Source organism: Streptomyces sp. NPDC031274 (genome assembly GCF_055570235.1).
The window spans coordinates 184,968-203,641 of the sequence record NZ_JBVIHP010000002.1; the positions used below are offsets into that span (position 1 = coordinate 184,968).

Sequence of the window (18,674 nt, forward strand, 5' to 3'; positions counted from 1 at the left end):
GTCATCCCTGCGGCGACGTACTTCTGCTCCATATGCTCCGTAGAGAACACCCCCCCCCCCCCCCCCCCCCCCCCCCCCCCCCCCCCCCCCCCCCCCCCCGTCCTCCCCCCCCCCTCCCCCCCCCCCCGCCCCCCCCCAGAGCCGCCCGGGGGGAGCCTGCCACGGTCCCTGCCACGGCCCGGTACAGGTTGGTGTACGGCTGCGGGCGGGGTGGGGCGGGGTGTTCGATCTACCGCATAGAGTGACCATGCGCCTGGCTGGTCTGTATGAGGCTTCCGGCGGCGAGCGAATGAGGCTGTGATGAGTGAACTGACGAAGCCCGAGATCGACCTTCCGGAGGGTGACGCTCCCATCGAACTGACCATCCGCGACCTTGTTGTCGGGGACGGGCTTGAGGCGAAGCCGGGCAGGGTTGTCCGGGTTCACTACGTCGGGGTCACCTTCGAGTCCGGGAAGGAATTCGACACCTCCTGGGACCGGGGCCAGACGTTCAAGTTCGCCGTGGGCGGTGGCAAGGTCATCAAGGGCTGGGACCGCGGGGTCAGAGGGATGAAGGTCGGTGGTCGGCGCGAGATCATCGTTCCCCCGCGCCTCGGCTACGGCAAACAGTCACCCTCGCCGTTGATTCCGGCGCACTCGACACTCGTCTTCGTGGTGGACCTGCTCTCCGTCGCAGTCTGATGGCCGTTCCCGCCGACGCCGGTCAGCGCCTCACGCTGCGTGGCGTGGGTGGAATCGTCAGGAGCGGGTGGTAGTGGCCGACTGGAAAGTGCTCACCGATGAGTTGACCGTCGGCCTCCACCCAGGCGTGGGCCATGAAGGGTCTGGTGCGTACGCCTGTGCACCAGGTCGGCCATGTTCCCCGTGCGCGGCAGAGCAGAGCGGTGGCAATCGAACGCTGCAGGCACGCCTGTCCGGCGCAGCGCAGGCTCACCGACACCACGGCCTGTCGTGCGGCGATCGCCTGCTCGGCAGTGGCGGGGGCGGCGCCGCGGCGGACGAACTCCAGTACCGCTCTGAGCCGGGCCGGTCGCAGCTTGGCGAGGATGCGGGCGACGGCGACGGCCACCAGCGGTACGAGCCTTCGGTGCATGACAAGTCGGTGTCGCTTGTCGAGTGCGACGGGGGCGCTCATGATGTGGTCCTCAACAGCCGGGCAGTGGTCAGCTCGTCGGTCACGCGTACGACGTCGCGGTGGGCATCACCCGGATCGATGGCGTGACGCAGGGCCAGTCGGTCGGCCACCTCCTCGCTCCCACATCCGTCGAGCAACAGACGCAGTACATCGGCGCCCGTGCGGTTGAGCTGCCAGTAGCGTCCGGTGAGCTGGTGAAGGAGGACGGCGCCGTCGTCGGTCTCGGCAACGGCGACATCGGGGTCCAGGGTCAGACGCATGGTTCTCCCGAAGGGGTGCGGGTGGCCCGTGCGGTGCGCAGCCAGGTCTCGCAGCCGAGCAGGTGCTCGACGGCGATGTCCCTGGTCAGGCCCGCCTGGGAGGAGAGGAGTTGGGCGCGCAGCAGGCCGGGGTCGATGAGGCCCAGGTCCGCGAGGGCCGAATCGGCGAACAGCTCCACCAGCGTGCCGAGGTTGTGCCGCCAGCCGACGCGGAGGTCCGCGCTGAAGTCGCCCTTGGTGGAACGGCTCAGGATGGGGTCCGGCACGATACCGCGCATCGATTCGGCGAGCAGTGGCTTGTAGCGCCACGGGGACGTGCGTTCGTGCGGTCGCACAGCCAACGCCGCTTCCACGACGCGGTCATCGAGGAAGGGCTGGTGCAGCTGGATCCCGGCCGGTGTGAACAGGCGGGAGAACTGCCGGTACGCGGGGGCGGTGGTGCGCAGCGCCAGGAGGGTCTGGTGCTGTCCGCGGTCCGCTGCCAAGGGGGTCATCTCCTGGGCCGTCCGCCGAAGTGCCTCACGGGCGGTGTCCGCGGCGTGGGGCGTCACCCAGGCAGGCGCCCGCAGGGGTGCCACTCCCCAGCCGAGGGACGGGCGGCGGCCCTGTGGATACGGCTCAGTGAGGTGGTCCGCCTGGTCTCGCCACCAGGTCGCGATGCTGTCGTCGCGTGCCAGTTCGGCCACGGTGGGCGCCAACGGCCAGCGGTGGAGGGCGCTGTAACCGCGCAGGTGCCTGAGTGCGGTGAGCGGGCGTCGGCGCAGCAGCCGGTGGAGGTATCCGGGGAACCCGTAGAACAGCTCGTCACCTCCGTGCCCGGCCAGGTGGTGGCGTGATCCGTGTGCCGCCAGGGTGTCGGCCGTGAAGCGCATGCGGGCCAGGGTTCGGCCGAACAGATAGGGCTGCTCGGTGTCGGCTGCCTCGTCCGGATCCGCGAAGACCGTGGGGAGTTCACGCTGAGGCACGACCACGTGCCTGGCCCTCTGCAAGGACTGAGCGGCCAGGCGGGCGAAGACGGCGTCGTCATTGCCTGTCTCGGCCTCCTCCCAGCGGAAGGTGATCAGCTCAGGGTCGTCGCGTGCGGCCAGGAAGCAGAGCGTGGTCGAATCCATCCCTCCGGACAGATCCGCGCTGAGCCCGCCCCGCGTACCGGGTCGGGTGGCCGTCGCCGTATGCAGGGCATCGCGTACGTGGGCCGCGCCCGCCTCCAACGAGACGTCCGGAGAAGGCGGTTGCCACCAGCGGACCTCTCGGGTGGTGCCTTCATCCATGATCAGGCAGTGGTCCGGCGGTACGGCGGACACCCCTGACCACATGCTGCGTTCATTCAGCGGGGGCGGCAACATGCCGCCGCAGGCGACGCGGGTGGCCAGCGCCTGTTCGTCGATGTCGGCACCGGCCAGCGCGGCAAGCGGCCTCGCCCGGTCCGCTGCGACCGGCAGGCCGTCGACGCTGGTGTGGAAGATCTGCCGCAGACCCGTCACGCTGCCCTGCACCCGTATCCGGCCGTGCACCAGGGCCACCAGGTGGAAGCTGCCGGGCAGAGCCCGAGCCAGGGCGCCCACGTCGGACAAGGTGCGTACGCGTTCCGCCAGTTGTGCCAGCCGGGTGGGGGTGACCGGGCAGAACCCGATCACCGCCACCCGCACCGGGCCCGCGTCCGCCTGGACGAGTTCGTCGGACGGCCAATTGCCCGCCACCCAGGGCAGCCCCGAGCGGTGCGTCAGGATCCGGGACGCCTGGAACGGGAGAGCGCTGCGCCGCACGTCCGGCAGGACGAAGAACCCGGTGGGCATCTACATCAGCCCCAGCCCTGCTCGCCGAGGACGTCGGTGTACCGGCTGCCGAACCCCAGCGTGTCCTCGGAGAACTCACCCACCGACGTCAGCATCGGCGGCTCGTAGACCTCGTTGACCTGCTGCTCGCCCTCAGTCGTTCTGTCGCTCATGGCACTTCCTTTCGGCTGTCGGATTGCATTTCGGTGTGCGCCGCCGCCCCTGCGCTCCGGCTGAAGGGTTCGGCGTTCCCGGCCGCATCGAGCGCGGGAAGTCTTTCGGCCATGCGCCGCATCGCTCGGCGACTCCGGCATGGATCTGCTCGAATCCGGTGAAGGGGCAGTCAGAGGTGGGGAGTTGTACTCGTCGCCGACGCGAGCAACCTTGCGGCCGCCTGACGGGTCCTTACTATGACAGAATCATGACGAGAAATGACAAGGAAGTGACTCATCGGTGGTATCGCCTTCGCTGCCTTCGGTCACAAACTCGTCCCGGCGCGTATGCCAGGCCTGGGACGAACGTCTGGAACCGGACTGGACGCCGATGACTCCCATTGGTCAGTCTGGGACGGGCGCTGACGCTGTGGCACGGAAGCTCTGAACGGTGATTCCCCTCGCGGTCGCCCCAGTTCCCGCACCACGTCCGTTCGGAGGACCTCGCTCGTGAGCCACCAGATCCCGAACAGCCCGCACGACCGGCCCTCGCTGCCGACCGGCCAGGCCGAGCCCCCGTACGACCACCCCGATGACGGCTACCTCGGTGAGACCCGGCCCGCCACGGCGCCGGGCCCCGCTGCGACGCCCGGCCCCGCCGCGACGCCGGGCCCCGGCCCCGCCGGTCACACGGCCGACACCAAAGCCCCCTACGGCTACGACCCGTTCGGACGGCCGTACTCCGACAAGTCCAGGAACATCGCGGGAGTGCTCTCCATCTTCCTGGGCCCCCTCGGCTTCGGCCGCTTCTACACCGGCCACAACGGCATGGCGCTCTGTCAGCTCTTCACCCTGGGCGGCCTCGGCGTCTGGACGCTGATCGACGGCATCGTCCTGCTCACCGTCAGGGGCAAGACCGACGCCGAGGGCCGTGTCCTGCGCGGTTGACGGCCGACACGATCAGCTGCGGCGGTGCCTGATCCGCAACCGGCCGTACCCCATGTTCCCGGAGATCCGGATGCGCGGCCCGCTCGATCCGCCGCGCAGCGGGGCTTTGTAGGCAGGTTGCTTCCAACTGGCGGTCAGGCCCTCGTAGTCGACCGTGGCGTCACGGGGCACGACGATCCAGGCCCACCCGTAGTCCAGACGCAGCTCGATGTCGACCACCGGGTGCTTGATGACGGCTCGTGACAGATCCAGGTACACCTTGCCCATCTTGGAGGTGACCCTGAAGACCTGCGGCACGTGCCATCCGCCGCGCCGCTGGATCAGCCCGCCGACGGAGTCGACGACGACGGTCGGGCCCTCGTCCCTGGCGGGCAGCGAGGCCAGGGCCGACGCCAGCTCGCCGGGTGTCTCGGCGGTGAGCGCGACGTGCAGACGCGCATCCATCTCCTCCTGGGGGATGCGCCCCTCGGCGAAGGCCTCTTGGAGGCGTTCTACAGTCATGTCGCGGTCAACCTCGGAGATCCGCGACGGCAAGTTTTCTGGCACGGAGGACATGCCGCAACCATAGCGTCGGTCGACTCGCGGTGGTCCAGCGCTTACTAGCATGAACACGCCTGTCCGCCAACGTACTTGTGGGACGGACTCATGGCTCCGGGCCCGCCGCGGCGCGAATCCTCCACATCGCCGCAGGTCACGTCGGGATAGCAAGGAACCTGCCATTATTTTCTTGAGGTTTGACGCATTCCCTGTCTAGAGTTGTGACTCGCGTGACGAAGTGAAGTCAAGTTCTGTGACGACTCAGGGGGGAGTCGGAATGGCTGTCGTGAACGGCGGAGTACGCCGCCGGACCAGCGAACTGTAGGCCTGCGTCAGCGCACGATCAGTATGTACATCCTTCCCGGCCTCTCTCCCCGACTCAGGGGTGGCGAAGCCGTTCCCGCCGCATTCGTCCGGTGGCTTCCCGGTGTCATCCGGCCAACCCGTCATCTCGCAGGACTCGTGAGCCCGCCGACAAAGTCCTCGATCCCTTCGATACCAGGAGTAGACGAGAATGATGGATCTCCTCGGCGCGAGAAGCGTGTCCGAGATCTTCGAACTGCACGCTCGCGAACGCGGTCACCAGCCGGCGGTCGCCCTCGTCAGTGACCCTTCGGATCCGGCGTCGGCCCAGCTGCTCAGCTATGCCCAACTGGACCAGGCAGCACGCGTGTTCGCGCAGCAGCTACTGCAGGTGTGCCCAGTGGGCTCCCGCGTGCTGCTGCTCCAGCCGACGTCCGCCGAGTTCGTCGCGTCCGTGCTCGGCTGCCTCTATGCCGGCCTGGTCGCGGTGCCCTCCTCGATGCCCGGACGCTACAAGCAGGACCAGCGACGGGTGCTCGGCATCGCCCACGATGCCGACGTCGGCTGTGTGCTGACCGCGCCGGACGAGAGGGAAGAGGTGGTCGCCTGGGCCGAGCAGCAGGGATTCACCGCGCCGGTGCTTTCTCCGCAGCTCGATCTCGCGCTCCGTGCCGATGACCTTCAGGTGCACGACTCCGACCACGAGACCACCGCCGTGCTGCAGTACACGTCCGGCTCCACGAACGACCCCAAGGGCAGCGTGGTCACCCACGGAAACCTGCTGGCGAACGCGGCGACGACAGCCGCGACGTTCCCGTTGGCGGAGGGCGAGCGGTTCGGCGGCTGGCTGCCGAACTACCACGACATGGGCCTCATGGGGCTGATCCTGTCGCCGCTCCTCGCCGGACACGGCACGGTTCTGATGAGCCCCGCCGCCTTCCTGCGCCGTCCTCGGACGTGGCTCCAGTTGATCGACCACTTCGACATCGCGCTCTCCGCCGCACCGAACTTCGCGTACGAACTCTGCGTCACGCGGGTGTCCGAGGACGATGTCCGTGGCCTCGACCTGTCGCGCTGGAAGTACGCCGTCAGCGGCTCGGAACCGGTCAAGGCGAGCGTGCTCGACGACTTCGCCGCACGCTTCGCGTCGGCCGGGTTCAGGCCGGAGAGCTTCGCACCGTGCTTCGGCATGGCGGAGGCGACGCTGCTCGTCTCAAGTACCCCGCGCCGTAAGCCCGTTGTCCTGTCCTGTACCCCCGACGCGCTGGAGCAGGGCCGGGTGGAGCCGACCGCCGACGGCGCGGGCCGCACCCTCGTCAGCTGCGGTGAACTGCTCGACATGGACGCACGGATCGTCGACCCGCGGACACTCCAGGAACTCCCGCCCGGCCGGATCGGCGAGATCTGGCTGCGCGGCAACTCGGTCGTGCGCGGCTACTGGCGCAACGAGGAAGCCACGGATGCGACATTCGGCCGCGGGCTCGGCGACGAGGGCGGATTCCTGCGCACCGGAGACCTCGGCGCGCTCGTCGACGGAGAGCTGTACGTGACCGGCCGCATCAAGGAAATGATGATCATCCGCGGCCGGAACGTCTACCCGCACGACATCGAGCACGAGCTGCGCCTTCACCACGAACCGCTGCGCGACACCGTGGGATCGGTCGTATCGATACCCACTGACGACGGCGACGACGGGCACCTCGTGGTGATTCATGAGGTGCGCCGCCGGTCCCCCGAGCAGGAACTGGCCGAACTGGCCGCACAGATGAGGAAGACCGTGTCCCGCGAGTTCGGCCTGCGGGCCCACTCCGTGCTGATCATGCGACGCGGCGGGGTCCGGCGCACCACGAGCGGGAAGGTCCAGCGGTCCTCCATGCGCTCGCTGTACGTCAGTGGCGAGTTGCAGCCGTTGTGGGCGGACGGCTACCGGCCGCAGGCCGAGCCGGTCACCGCGCGGACGGGAGAGGCGAGTTGAGAACGCACGAGTTCGCCAGGGAAGTCGAGAGTTGGGCGCGGCCCGGTGGCCCCTTCGATCCGGCGCTGCTGACCGCACACGACGAAGCCGAGACCTTCCCGGCCGAGGCGTGTGCGGCGCTCGATCAGTGGGGGCTGCCCGACCACTACGTGCCGAGCCGGTCCGGCGGGCGCCTCGCGCGCGTCGACGAGATGCATGCCCTGCTGCGCACGGTGGCGTCACGGGACCTGACCGTCGCGGTCGCGCACGGCAAGACGTTCCTGGGCTCGGTCTCGGTGTGGGCCGCGGGCGACACAGAAGCGGCCGCCTCCCTGGCCCGGCACGTCATGGCGGGGGAGCCGGTGGCCTGGGGGCTCACCGAGCCGGGCGGCGGCAGCGACCTGCTCGCCGGTGAACTCACGGCGACCCGGGAGGGCTCCGGCTGGCGTCTGTCCGGCCGCAAATGGCCGGTGAACAACGCGACGCGCGGGCGCTTCGTCTGTGTACTCGCGCGCACCGACCCCGGTGGCGGGCCGCGCGGATTCAGCGTCTTCCTTGTGGACAAGCGGGCCACGTCGCCCGGGACCGTGCGGCACCTGCCGAAGATGCCGACGCACGGCATCCGGAGCGCGGATATCAGTGGAGTGGAATTCCTCGACGCCCGGGTGCCCGCTCACGCGCTCGTCGGCACGGTCGGCGGGGGCCTGGAACTGGTGCTCAAGTCGCTGCAACTGACCCGTGTCGCCTGTGTGGCGCTTTCGCTCGGCGCGGGCGACCACGCCCTGAGGATCGCCCGCCGGTTCCTGGCCGAGCGACGACTGCACGGTCGGCGCTTCTCCGAACTGCCGCACGCGCGCACCGTCGCCGGCCGGTCGGTGGCGCGTCTTCTGCTCGCCGAGGCCGTCGCGTACACGGCGGCGCGGTCGGCGCACGAGGTGCCTGAGGAGCTGAGCGCCGTGTCCGCGATCACCAAGGCGCTCGTACCGACACTCATCCAGGGGCAGCTCCGTCTCGTCGGTGAACTGCTCGGCGCGCGCGGCTTCCTGACCGGCGTGGAGGGCTACGGCGGCTTCGCGAAGATCGAGCGGGACCACCAGATCGTCGGCATCTTCGACGGCAGCACCTGGGTCAACCGCAGCGCACTCGCCTCCAGCCTCCCGGTGCTCCGGCCCGGCCGCCGCCAGGCCACGCCGGTCGGCGCTCCCGTACACGAGTGGCTGCGGGAGGACCACGAGCCCGCGCCCCTCGATCCGCTCCGGCTGGAGGTGATGGCGCGCGACAATACGGTGCTGAGGAGTCTCGGAGACCTCGTGGCCCGACTTGCGGTGGATCCGCCGACCGGCGCCGAACATCTGGCCGCCCGACTCCTGGAAGCCCAGGCCGAGTTGAGCGAGCGCATCGCCGACCTGCGGCCAGTCGCAGGGCCTCCGGCCACGGCGGCGATGCGCCTGGCGGAGCGCTACGAGTGGTGCCACGCCGGCGCCGCGGCCCTGGCGTTGTGGGTCGCGAACCCGCAGCACCACGACCGTGACTGGTGGCGCGACGGTCTCTGGCTGCGCGGTTGTCTCGCCCTGGTACTGGAAGGCCTGGGCGCGCCGCCGCCGGAGGCGACAGGCACGTTCGACGAACTCGGCAGCCTTCTGCTCGGTGACGCGGGTGACCGCGTCTCGCTGTTCGCCGCGCCGGCGGAGGTGACGGCATGAGCGACATCCATACGCGCATGGAAGCGCTGGAGGAGCGCCTCGGTGACCCCTTCGACCCGGACAACCCGGCGGGGTTCGCCGCCGTCGTGGCCGCGGACGAACGCGAGGAGGTTCCTCAAGGCGGTACCGACGCGCTGGACGAGTTCGGGATCCTCGCCGAGTTCGTGCCCGGCTCGCTGGGCGGTCGCCTCGAACGCGTGGACCACCTGGTCGAGTTGATGCGTTCCGTCTACCGGCGTGACCCGAGCCTCGGCCTCGGTCATTGTTCCAGCTCGCTGCTCGGCGCGGTCAACATATGGACCTCGGGATCGCCCGGCCAGCGCCGCGACGCGGCCGAGCTGCTGCTTGCGGGCAAGAAGATCTCCTGTGCGTTCCATGAGCTCGCGCACGGCAACGACATCGGCTCCGTCGAGTTCTCGGCCACATCCACGGACGGCGGCCTGGCGCTGAACGGCCGCAAGGAGTCGATCACCAACCTGGACCGGGCCCACGGCGTGGTGTTCCTTGTCCGCTCCGACCCCACCGGCGGCCCGCGTGCCTGTTCGCAGCTGTTCGTACCGGTGGCGGAGCTCGATCCCGAACGCTTCCGCTTCCTCCCGCGGTTCCGCTCGGTCGGGATGCGCGGCGTGCGCCTGGGCGGGATCGAGATGCGGGACTGCCCGGTGGACGCGGACGCGGTTGTCGGCGCCCGGGGCACCGGGATCGAGACGGTGGCCCGTGCCTTCCAGCTGACCCGCATCGCCATGCCTGCCATGAGCACCGCGATGCTGGACACCTCGCTGCGCGTCACACTGCACCACGTACGCAGGCGTCGGCTCTACGGCCGGGACGTCGCGGCCATTCCGATGGTGCGCACCACACTGGCCAACGCGTTCGCCGACCAGCTGCTGTGCGAGGCGTTCGCGACGGTCGCCGCCAGGTCGCTGCACGTGCTGCCGGCGTCCGGCAGCGTGTACGCACCTGCTGTGAAGTATCTCCTGGCCGGGGTGCTGCTCGACGCGCTGGAGCAGCTCTCGCTGGTGATGGGGGCCGAGTTCTACCGCCGCGACGGGGAACACGCGGTGTTCCAGAAGATGGCACGGGACATCAAGCCGGTCGGCTTCGGACACATCGCCCGCGCGGCCTGTCTGTCCGCGATACTTCCGCAGCTTCCGGTGCTCGCACGCCGGGCGTGGTCCGACGCCGCACCCGCTCCGGCCGCGCTGTTCGTCCCGGACGCCGAGCTGCCGCCGCTCGACCTGGCCGGGCTCCAGGTGGTCACGGGCGGGCAGGACGGGCTTGCCCAGGCCCTCAACGCCGCGCTCGACGACGATGTCCCGGAGGCGTTGCGGCCGCTGATCGAGACCCATGTGCGGCGCCTTGAATCGCTCACGGAGTCGTGTGCCGGCCTCAGGCCCCGGGACCTGTCGATCGCCGCCGCGGTCGAGGTGCGGGATCTGGCGGCCCGGTACACCACCGTGCTGGCCGCCGCCGCGTGCATCGGTGTGTGGCGGCACGCACCGACCGGCGATTTCCTGGCCCGGCCGGAGTGGCTCGTCGCCGCGCTGACCCGGCTCATCGGCATCGACTCCGGGCGGCCCGACGACGTGCCGATCGAGGTGGAAGGCGCGCTCGTCGAGGAGCTGTTGGACCGCGACGACCGCACGGTGAGCTTCGGTCTCTCCGCGCGCAGGTACCGGTGACCGCGCGAGACAGACGCGAGACAGAACAGAGCAGCCGGCCCGGACCAGTCAGCCCAGACCGGTCACCCCGGACAAGCAGCACCCGACTCTTGAGGAGCAATCAGATGTCCAACCCCGTATCTGACCCGATCACCCTCGACGAACTGGAGAACTGGCTCGTCGCCCGCGTCGGTGAGTACGTGCCCGACCTGGAAGAGGCGGTCGACCCGTACCAGGACCTCGGCGAGTACGGCCTCGACTCCGTCGCGGTCGTGGCCTTCACCGCGGATGTGGAGGACTGGCTCGGGATCCGTGTGCAGCCTACGGCCGTGTGGGACCACCCGACGATCGCCCAGCTCGCCAAGTTCCTGTTGGCGGAACGCGAGGAGCGGGCGAGAACGGCCTGATGGCACAGCAACTGTGACAGCACATTCATAAGAAATGACAGCAGCTTTGACAAGCGGCCGAGTGTCCGAACGGCCGTGTGTTGTCTTTCACACCGAGGGGGAGGGCTTTCCAACGTGGCCGAGCTGAAGAACGTGGCCGACGAGCGGCTCACCGTGTCGCGCAACCCGGCGGATCTGAAGGATGTCGTCGCGGAGCGGACGCTGAGCGACGCGGACGGCCTGGCCGAGGCGGCACGTGCCGCCCACGAGGCGCAGAGCGCGTGGGCCTCGTGGCCGGCACCGCTCCGGGGGCGGGTGGCGCAGAACGTGGGCCGACTCGTCGCGGAGAACAAGGAGGCGCTGGCCGCGCTGATCACCCGGGAGGTCGGCAAACCGTACGGCGAGTCCCTGGGGGAAGTGCAGGAGGTCATCGACACCTGCGACTTCTTCCTGGGGGAGGGACGGCGGTTGTACGGCCAGACCGTGCCCAGCGAGATGCCGGACAAGCAGCTGTTCACCTACCGAAGACCGCTGGGCACCGCCGCGGTGATCACCGCGGCGAACTTCCCCGCCGCGGTACCCGCGTGGTACCTCGTACCGGCGCTGCTCTGCGGCAATACCGTGGTGTGGAAGCCGTCGGAGTCCGCGGTCGCCGTCGCGGAGGCGCTCGCCGCGCTGTTCTGGGCCGGCGGGGTTCCGCAGGATGTGCTGCGCCTGGTGCACGCCGACGGCGAGACCACGTACGCCGGGCTCGAACGGGCGCTGGCCGAGGGGCTCGTACAGAAGATCGGCTTCACCGGGTCCACCGCGGCCGGGCGCCGGGTGAGCGAGCTGGCGGGGCGGCACCTGCAGTCCCCGTGCCTGGAGCTCGGCGGCAAGAACCCCCTCGTGGTGGCGGACGACGCCGACCTCGAGCTCGCCGTCCAGGGCGCGGTGTTCAGCGGCTTCGCCACAGCCGGGCAGCGCTGCACCTCGCTGGGCTCCGTGATCGCCCACCGCGATGTGCACGACGAGTTCCTCGCCCGCTTCAGCGCGGCCGTGGAGGATCTGGCCATCGGGGATCCCCGACGGGACGAGGTCTTCTACGGGCCGCTCATCGGCGAGCGGTACCTGGAGAACTTCCTCGGCTCCCTGGAGCTCGTACGACCGCACCACAAGCTCTCCGGCTCCGGCGCCACCGGTCGGATCACCTCCGACAGCCCGCGCAAGGGCTTCGTGGGTGACCCGGACACCGGAGTGTTCGCGCACCCGACCATCGTGGCCGGGGTGCGGCCGGACGACGAGCTGTACCGGACCGAGACCTTCGGGCCGCTCGTGTCGGTCATGGCGTACGACACTTTCGACGAGGCCGTCGCGCTTGCCAACGGACACGGGTACGGGCTGTCGGCGGCGGTGTACACCGGATCGGCGCGGACAGCGTTCTCCTTCCGCGAGCGCTGCTCGGCCGGCATGGTCAGCGTGAACAACTCGACGGTGGGCGCGGAGGCACATCTGCCGTTCGGTGGCAACGGTCTTTCCGGGAACGGCAGTCGGCAGTCGGGCATCTGGGTCATCGACCAGTTCACCTCGTGGCAGTCGATGAACTGGGACTACGCGGGCACCTTGCAGCGCGCGCAGATGGACGTCCGGGACATCGACGCGGACTTCGGTTTCCGGCTGTCCTGAACGCCCCACGCGGACAGCACTGAGGCACGGCACAGAGGCACCGCACGTAGGCACAGCACTGAGGCACCGCCCGGAGGGCCCTCCGGGCGGTGCCTCAGTGCTGACCATCCTCAGTCGTCGCGTACCGTCACGTCGCCGATCTTCGTGCGGGCCTCCACCGCCGTACCGGAGGAGGAGTCCTGGTCCACCGCCACCTTCCGGTCGCCGATCTTCGTCACGGCGTTCACGGCGAACGGGCCCGCGCCCGAAGGGAGATGCAGCTCCACGTCGCCCATCTTGCTGACGGCCTTCAGCTTCTTGAACGGCTCGACCTCATCGACGCGGATGTCCCCCATCTTGGACGTGGCCTCGGCGACCTCGAAGTCGACGTCCTTGAGCGTGATGGCGCCGGTCTTGCTGGCGGCGACGACCCGTTCGCCGCTCACGTGCTCGACGTTGACGCTGCCGATCCGCGTGCGTCCCTCCACTGAGGCCCGTACGCCGGTCACGGACACGTCACCGAGCCGTGTATCGACCTTGACCCGGGTGCCGATTGGCACCGTCAGGGTGTAGTCCGACCCGCACTGCCCCATGCCGTCCCCGCAGGTGGTGGTGATGCGCAGGGTGTCCCCGTCCCGCTCGATCTTCTCGTCGGGAGAGCGCAGCGATTTCGTCAGCTTCTTGTGCAGCTCCGTCTTCTCGCCCTGCCCGGCCACATCGACCCGGACGTCGCCGCTGTCGATCGCGACCTCCACGGTCCGCACCGACTTGTCGATCGCCGCGGAGCCGGTGTCCGTCCGGGTGACCAGGAACAGCAACAAGTACCACGCGCCTCCGCCGACGAGTGTGATGCCGGTCAGGATCGCGAGGATGCGGATGACGCGCCGCAGGCCGGAGCGCCGGGAGGGGCCCGGAAGACGCGGTGCCGAACCGGTCGAGCTGATGGTCTGGTGCATGTCTTACTCCCGTGTCCGGTGGTCAGCGCGGTTCGGTGGGATGGTCGGTCGATGGGGAGCTGAGGTACTGCAGGACGGCACGGACGCGGCGGTTTCCCTGGTCGTCCGGGAGCAGGTCGAGCTTGGTGAAGATGGAGCGGATGTGCTTCTCGACGGAGCGCTCGGTGATGAACAGGCGTTCCGCGAGGCCACCGTTGCTGAGCCCCTCGGCCATCAGGGCGAGCACCTCCCGCTCGCGCGCGGTGAGCGGTGCGAGACCGTCCTGCTTCTGATTGCCCGCGAAGATCTGGCTGATCACCTCGGCGTCGAGGGCGGTGCCGCCCTCTGCGACGCGGTGCAGGGTGGCCACGAACTCGTCCACGTCGGCGACGCGGTCCTTGAGCAGGTAGCCGAGCCCCAGGCTGCCGTGCGCGAGGAGTTTGGAGGCGTAGCGGGCCTCCACGTACTGGGAGAGGACGAGGACGGGTTGGGCCGGGTCCGTGGCACGGATCGACAGAGCGGCGCGCAGCCCTTCGTCGGTGTGCGTGGGAGGCATTCGTACATCCACCAGGCACAGGTCGGGGGCGAGGTCGGCGACCAGCGCGAGCAGTTCGTCGCCGTCTCCGGCCTGCCCCACGACGTCGATGTCCTCGTCCATGAGCAGCTTGGCGAGGCCGGTCCGCAGCAGGACGGAGTCTTCGGCGATCACGACGCGCAACATGTCTGCTAAGCCCTCCAGGGCAGTGTGACGTCGACGACGGTGGGTCCGCCGACGGGGCTGGAGAGCGTGAGATGTCCGTCGACCGCCCGGACCCGGTCCCGCAGCCCGCTGATGCCCGACCCCCGGGCGGGGTCGGCGCCGCCGATACCGTCATCGCTGACGGTGAGCCGCAACAGATCCTCGTCGCGCAGGACGGTGACCGTGGCCCGGTCGGCCGCGGCATGCTTGGCGATGTTGGTGAGCAGCTCGGAGACAACGTAGTAGGCGACCGCTTCGGCCCGCGGGCTGGGGCGCTGCGGAAGCCGCACGGCCAGGTCGACGCGGATCGGGCAGCGGGCCGCGATCGTGGTCAGGGCCGGCTCGATGCCCTGCTCGGTGAGGATGGCCGGGTGCAGGCCGCGCGTGACGTCCCGCAGCTCCTGCATGGCGGCCTTGGCCTCCTCGTGCGCGGCCATCACCAACGCCTGCGCCTTCTCCGGATCCCGTGCGAAGCGGGACTTGGCACGGCCCAGGCTCATGGCGACCGAGAGCAGGCGCTGCTGTGCTCCGTCGTGCAGGTCGCGCTCGATGCGCTGCCGCTCCAGCTCCGCGGCGTCCACCATCCGCGAGCGGCTGTCCTCCAGGTCCATCATCCGGCGTACGAGGTGGTCGACGCGGTTGGCGCCGAGCATCCGGGCGACCAGGGTGGACTCGGTACGGGCCAGCGGGCCGCCGAGCCACAGGCCGCCGGAGAGCAGCGCCAGGCCGACGACGCCGCCGGCCATCGCGCCGGGCATGCTCGCCACGTCCAGGCCCAGCAGTGCGGAGCCGTCCGGCAGAAAGGGGCCGATGAAGGGCAACAGGGCGAGCAGCAGGCCCGCCGCAAGGACCATCATCACCAGTCCGCCCGCGCCGAGCCCCCACAGCGTCATGACCGCGGTGAAGCCCAGCTCGCGCCAGGCGCGTCGCCCGAAGAGCCGCTCCAGGCGGTCCTTCCAGCCCTTGCCGGGGGTGGCGACGGGCATGTCGATGGCGAACTCACGCAACACGTAGAGCCGTTCGCGGTCGAGCCGGGCGATCCAGGCCGCCAGCTTCATGGCCAGGGGCACCAGCGGCAGTCCCAGCAGGAGCAGCGGGGTCAGGGACACACCGATCGTGAACAGCACGATGGGGATGACGTACAGCGGCGACATCGCGAGGGTGGTCAGCAACTGCAACAGGTCGTTGCGTGCGTCCTTCGAGAGCAGGCCCCGTGCCACGCGGTACAGGGCGACTCGAATCCGCGGTGGCCTCAGCCGCATGGGGCCCTCCGGTTCAGATTGACTACCAGGATCTTAGGCACGGGAGTTGGGGCGTTCCGAGCGTGCAGGCGCGCCCTTCTGAGGTAGTGGCAGCACTACCTGCCGACGGGTGGCTGCACGCCCGACGGCGCCAGGGGCCGCTGAGTAGCGTCACGGCGTACCCCTTGACGAGGAGCTTTGACGATGTCAGTCACCGAAGAGAAGGACACCGCGCACAAGCGCCCCGGAACGTCGGGGACACCGCCCCCACGCGGTTTTGTGGAGCGCACGGCCGCTTGGAGCATGGCGCACCGCAAGAGCACCATCCTGCTGTGGATCGTGGCGGTGATCCTCGCGTACGCGGCGAGCATGGTCACCGGCGTCCAGGACCAGGAGGACGCCGACAACCTGACCGGTCAGGCCGCGGTCGCCGAACGGATGCTGGACGGCGCCGACTTCGCCGACGACGGTGTCGAGCGAGTGCTGATCCAGGCCCGCAGCGGCAAGTTGTCGGCAGAGACGGCCGAGACCGTGGTCGGCTCGCTGCGCGAGCGGTACGACACCGTGAAGGACGTGACCCGGGTCGGTGACCCCGTCGCCTCGAAGGACGGGCGCAGCGTCCTGCTGCCGGTCACCCTCGAACTGGGCAGCGGCGACGACAAGAAGAAGCCCAAGAGCGTGGTCGGCCCCATGCTGAAGGCGACCGAGGCCGAGCAGAAGGCCCATGCCGACCTGCGCGTCGAACAGCTCGGAAAGGGCTCCGTCACCAAGGAGTTGAGCACGCAGCTGGGAGCCGACTTCCAGCGGGCGGAATTCATCAGTGTGCCGCTGACGCTGGTGATCCTCCTGGTGGCCTTCGGCGCGCTGCTCGCGGCGGGAATTCCGGTACTGCTCGGCATCACCTCGGTGGTCTTCGCGTTCGGCCTGGCCGGAGTCACCTCGCTGCTGGTCCCCGTGAACGAGAACCAGGCCAGTCTGATCCTGCTGATGGGTCTCGCGGTAGGGGTCGACTACTCACTCTTCTACATCCGGCGCCGGCGCGAGGAGCGGGCTCTCGGCAAATCTCCGGACGCGGCGCTGCGCATCGCGGCGGCCACCTCGGGGCGGGCCGTCCTGGTCTCCGGTCTGACCGTGGCGATCGCCATGGCCGGAATGTTCCTCTCCGGCAGCATGCTCTTCTCCTCGCTGGCCCTGGGCACTGTCCTGGTGGTCCTGGTTGCCGTGCTCGGCTCCCTGACGGTGCTTCCGGCCGTACTCGCGGGCCTCGGCGACAAGATCGACCGGCCGAGGATCCCGCTGCTGTGGCGGCGCACCACCGCGGTGGGCAAGGAGAGCAAGCTGTGGGCCGCCGTGCTGCGTCCCGTCCTGAAGGCGCCGGGCGTGAGCCTGGTCATCGGCCTGGTGGCGATGCTGGCGCTGGCCGCGCCCGCCCTCGGCATGAAGCTGAAGATGCCCGGTGACGAGGATCTGCCCCGCTCCTACGCGATCATGAAGACGTACGATCGGGTGGTCGAGGCCTTCCCGAGCGAGGGCACGTCCCACGACGTGGCCGTCGAGGCCGACAAGGCCAGCTCCGGCGATGTGGCCCGGGTACTGACCGGGCTGCACGAGAAGGCGGTGGCGACCGGCAGGTTCGCCGACTCCGAGAAGCCGGACCTCGCCGTGTCCCAGGACGGGACGGTGTCCAGGCTCGAACTGCACGTGAGCGGCGACGCGGGTGGCTCCGAGGCCAAGGAGACGCTGACGCTGCTGCGCTCGCAGCTGGCGCCGGAGGCCTTGGAGGATGCCGATGTCGACAAGTGGGCCGTCGGCGGCGAAACGGCCTTCTCGGCGGACTTCTCCCAGACCCTGGAGGACCGGCTGCCCATGGTGATCGGGTTCGTCACCGTGCTCTGCCTGGGGATCATGCTGCTCGCGTTCCGCTCGGTGGCCCTCGCGATCCTGACCGGGCTGCTCAACGTCCTCTCCGTTGCGGCCGCTTACGGTGTACTTGTTCTGGTCTTCCAGAACGAGTGGGCCGAAAACATCTTGGGCTTTGACTCAAATGGAGCGGTCGTTTCCTGGCTTCCGCTTATCCTGTTCGTTGTTCTGTACGGCCTGTCGATGGACTATCACGTCTTCGTTCTGAGCCGGATTCGCGAGGGTGTAAAGCTGGGGGGCTCCACACATGCGGCGGTTAGGCACGGAATTCTCACCTCCGCCGGCGTGGTCACCACAGCTGCCGTGATCATGGTCGCGGTGTTCGCGGTGTTCGCGACGCTGTCGACCCTCGAGATGAAGCAGCTGGGTGTGGGCCTGGCCGTCGCCATCCTCCTTGACGCCACCTTGATCCGCGGTGTGTTGCTGCCTGCCGCGTTGACACTGCTGGGCGCACGGGCATGGCACGAGCCGCGGTCGATGCGCAAGGTCCCGGCTGTCTCCCACGACTGATCGGACTTCAGAGGAGGGAGGGCCCGGGCCCCTGCCCGGGACCTCCCCTCCCCAACCCGGCGGCCAGCGAACTAAGGAGATCAGGGATATGGGTGGGTGGGCCGCGGTTCCTTCCGGTCTGGTGGTGAGGTCGGGCGAACTCCACGTGTTCAGAGCGCCTCTGGGTCCGTCGGGCCAAGACGTCGAGGAAGCGCTGGACCTGGTCACCGATGAGGAGCGCGACACGGCGGAGGTGCTGGGCCGTGTCGGCGACGGATCGGCCTTCTTACGAGCTCGAGCCTTGACCCGCAAAGTGCTCGGCTGGGTTCTCGGGCGCAGCCCGGTCGACATCGAGTTCTGCCGCTCGGAGCACGGACGGCTCGCTCTGGTGGACCGTGAGGTGTGCTTCAGCGCCGCCTACGGAGGTGGCCAGCAGTTGGTTGCCGTGTCTCTGGACAGCGAGGTCGGTGTCGACGTCCAGGACGGCGACGTGGCGTACGGCGAGAACCTTCATCTGGCCCTGACGGAGTGGGAACAGCGGCTGCTTCGCAGGCTGTCGCCGTCTGCTCGGCAGATGTTCTTCCTCAGTCTGTGGACCCGCAAAGAGGCGGTGCTGCGCGCGGCGGGCTACGGGCTGCGCGTGCCGCCGGACGAGGTGGACGTGCTCGTCGAGGACGGCGTGGGCGCCGTGGCTGTGCCGCTGCCGGACGGCGCGGGGGTCGCCGAGGTGCAGGTGTGCGACCTGCCCGGCGGGCGCGGCACGGTGGCCGCCGCCGCGGTCGCCGGGCCCGTGAGCGCCCTGCACACCTGGATGTTCGATCCGTCCCTCCAGCAGGCGCACTGCCACTGAACTCCGTATGGCAGGCGCTCTGCCCACTGAACTCCGGCTGAT

The 18,674-nt window shown here is 69.5% G+C and carries 17 protein-coding genes; 9 read left to right on the forward strand and 8 right to left on the reverse strand.

Going from position 1 to position 18,674, the window contains the following annotated elements:
• Window positions 1-300: 300 nt before the first annotated feature.
• The gene (locus ACZ5CR_RS03825; RefSeq protein ID WP_468853267.1) at window positions 301-681 is read left to right on the forward strand and encodes an FKBP-type peptidyl-prolyl cis-trans isomerase; all 381 of its coding nucleotides are present in this window, start codon (window positions 301-303) and stop codon (window positions 679-681) included.
• Between the two features lie 22 nt (window positions 682-703).
• Here the strand turns inward: ACZ5CR_RS03825 and ACZ5CR_RS03830 are convergent, their stop codons facing one another.
• From ACZ5CR_RS03830 to ACZ5CR_RS03845, 4 genes are read right to left on the reverse strand one after another with little or no spacing between them, the layout of a single operon-like run.
• A complete protein-coding gene (locus tag ACZ5CR_RS03830) occupies window positions 704-1,135 on the reverse strand; it encodes a lasso peptide biosynthesis B2 protein (protein ID WP_468853269.1) in 432 nt (143 codons plus the stop codon).
• Window positions 1,132-1,395 (reverse strand): lasso peptide biosynthesis PqqD family chaperone, encoded by a 264-nt coding sequence (locus ACZ5CR_RS03835; protein ID WP_468853272.1) that lies wholly within the window; start codon window positions 1,393-1,395, stop codon window positions 1,132-1,134. The genes ACZ5CR_RS03830 and ACZ5CR_RS03835 overlap by 4 nt, the downstream gene beginning before the upstream one ends.
• Window positions 1,386-3,191: a lasso peptide isopeptide bond-forming cyclase gene (locus ACZ5CR_RS03840; protein ID WP_468853274.1), complete on the reverse strand. Its 1,806-nt coding sequence runs from the start codon at window positions 3,189-3,191 to the stop codon at window positions 1,386-1,388. The genes ACZ5CR_RS03835 and ACZ5CR_RS03840 overlap by 10 nt, the downstream gene beginning before the upstream one ends.
• Before the next feature lie 5 nt (window positions 3,192-3,196).
• Window positions 3,197-3,343: a lasso RiPP family leader peptide-containing protein gene (locus ACZ5CR_RS03845; RefSeq protein ID WP_468853275.1), complete on the reverse strand. Its 147-nt coding sequence runs from the start codon at window positions 3,341-3,343 to the stop codon at window positions 3,197-3,199.
• Window positions 3,344-3,832: 489 nt separating this feature from the next.
• Here ACZ5CR_RS03845 and ACZ5CR_RS03850 point away from each other — a divergent pair, with 489 nt between their 5' ends.
• Window positions 3,833-4,270, forward strand: coding sequence for a TM2 domain-containing protein (locus ACZ5CR_RS03850; protein ID WP_468853278.1), 438 nt, complete (start codon window positions 3,833-3,835; stop codon window positions 4,268-4,270).
• Between the two features lie 12 nt (window positions 4,271-4,282).
• On the opposite strand, the gene ACZ5CR_RS03855 is transcribed toward ACZ5CR_RS03850, so the two are convergent.
• Window positions 4,283-4,876 carry a DUF1707 SHOCT-like domain-containing protein gene (locus ACZ5CR_RS03855; protein WP_468853280.1) on the reverse strand — a complete coding sequence of 198 codons (594 nt, stop codon included), beginning with the start codon at window positions 4,874-4,876 and terminating at the stop codon, window positions 4,283-4,285.
• A gap of 445 nt (window positions 4,877-5,321) precedes the next feature.
• Here ACZ5CR_RS03855 and ACZ5CR_RS03860 point away from each other — a divergent pair, with 445 nt between their 5' ends.
• From ACZ5CR_RS03860 to ACZ5CR_RS03880, 5 genes are all read left to right on the forward strand, one after another.
• Window positions 5,322-7,085, forward strand: a complete 1,764-nt coding sequence (locus ACZ5CR_RS03860; protein ID WP_468853282.1) for a fatty acyl-AMP ligase — start codon at window positions 5,322-5,324, stop codon at window positions 7,083-7,085.
• Entirely contained in the window at window positions 7,082-8,767 is a 1,686-nt protein-coding gene (locus tag ACZ5CR_RS03865) for an acyl-CoA dehydrogenase family protein (RefSeq protein ID WP_468853285.1), read from the forward strand. Before ACZ5CR_RS03860 ends, ACZ5CR_RS03865 begins: the two co-directional genes overlap by 4 nt.
• A complete protein-coding gene (locus ACZ5CR_RS03870) occupies window positions 8,764-10,449 on the forward strand; it encodes an acyl-CoA dehydrogenase (RefSeq protein ID WP_468853287.1) in 1,686 nt (561 codons plus the stop codon). Before ACZ5CR_RS03865 ends, ACZ5CR_RS03870 begins: the two co-directional genes overlap by 4 nt.
• A gap of 104 nt (window positions 10,450-10,553) precedes the next feature.
• Window positions 10,554-10,835 carry an acyl carrier protein gene (locus tag ACZ5CR_RS03875; protein WP_468853289.1) on the forward strand — a complete coding sequence of 94 codons (282 nt, stop codon included), beginning with the start codon at window positions 10,554-10,556 and terminating at the stop codon, window positions 10,833-10,835.
• A 114-nt stretch (window positions 10,836-10,949) separates the two neighbouring features.
• Window positions 10,950-12,479 (forward strand): aldehyde dehydrogenase family protein, encoded by a 1,530-nt coding sequence (locus ACZ5CR_RS03880; protein WP_468853291.1) that lies wholly within the window; start codon window positions 10,950-10,952, stop codon window positions 12,477-12,479.
• Between the two features lie 110 nt (window positions 12,480-12,589).
• On the opposite strand, the gene ACZ5CR_RS03885 is transcribed toward ACZ5CR_RS03880, so the two are convergent.
• From ACZ5CR_RS03885 to ACZ5CR_RS03895, 3 genes are read right to left on the reverse strand one after another with little or no spacing between them, the layout of a single operon-like run.
• Window positions 12,590-13,414: a DUF4097 family beta strand repeat-containing protein gene (locus ACZ5CR_RS03885; RefSeq protein ID WP_468853292.1), complete on the reverse strand. Its 825-nt coding sequence runs from the start codon at window positions 13,412-13,414 to the stop codon at window positions 12,590-12,592.
• A 22-nt stretch (window positions 13,415-13,436) separates the two neighbouring features.
• Window positions 13,437-14,114, reverse strand: coding sequence for a response regulator transcription factor (locus tag ACZ5CR_RS03890; protein WP_389900320.1), 678 nt, complete (start codon window positions 14,112-14,114; stop codon window positions 13,437-13,439).
• A gap of 5 nt (window positions 14,115-14,119) precedes the next feature.
• Complete coding sequence (locus ACZ5CR_RS03895; RefSeq protein ID WP_468853295.1) at window positions 14,120-15,352, reverse strand: sensor histidine kinase; 1,233 nt, start codon at window positions 15,350-15,352, stop codon at window positions 14,120-14,122.
• A gap of 225 nt (window positions 15,353-15,577) precedes the next feature.
• Between ACZ5CR_RS03895 and ACZ5CR_RS03900 the strand changes: the two genes are divergently transcribed.
• Both ACZ5CR_RS03900 and ACZ5CR_RS03905 read left to right on the forward strand, forming a co-directional pair.
• Window positions 15,578-17,803 (forward strand): MMPL family transporter, encoded by a 2,226-nt coding sequence (locus tag ACZ5CR_RS03900; protein WP_468853297.1) that lies wholly within the window; start codon window positions 15,578-15,580, stop codon window positions 17,801-17,803.
• Window positions 17,804-17,891: 88 nt separating this feature from the next.
• The gene (locus tag ACZ5CR_RS03905) at window positions 17,892-18,632 is read left to right on the forward strand and encodes a 4'-phosphopantetheinyl transferase family protein (protein WP_468853298.1); all 741 of its coding nucleotides are present in this window, start codon (window positions 17,892-17,894) and stop codon (window positions 18,630-18,632) included.
• The last annotated feature ends 42 nt before the right edge of the window (window positions 18,633-18,674 follow it).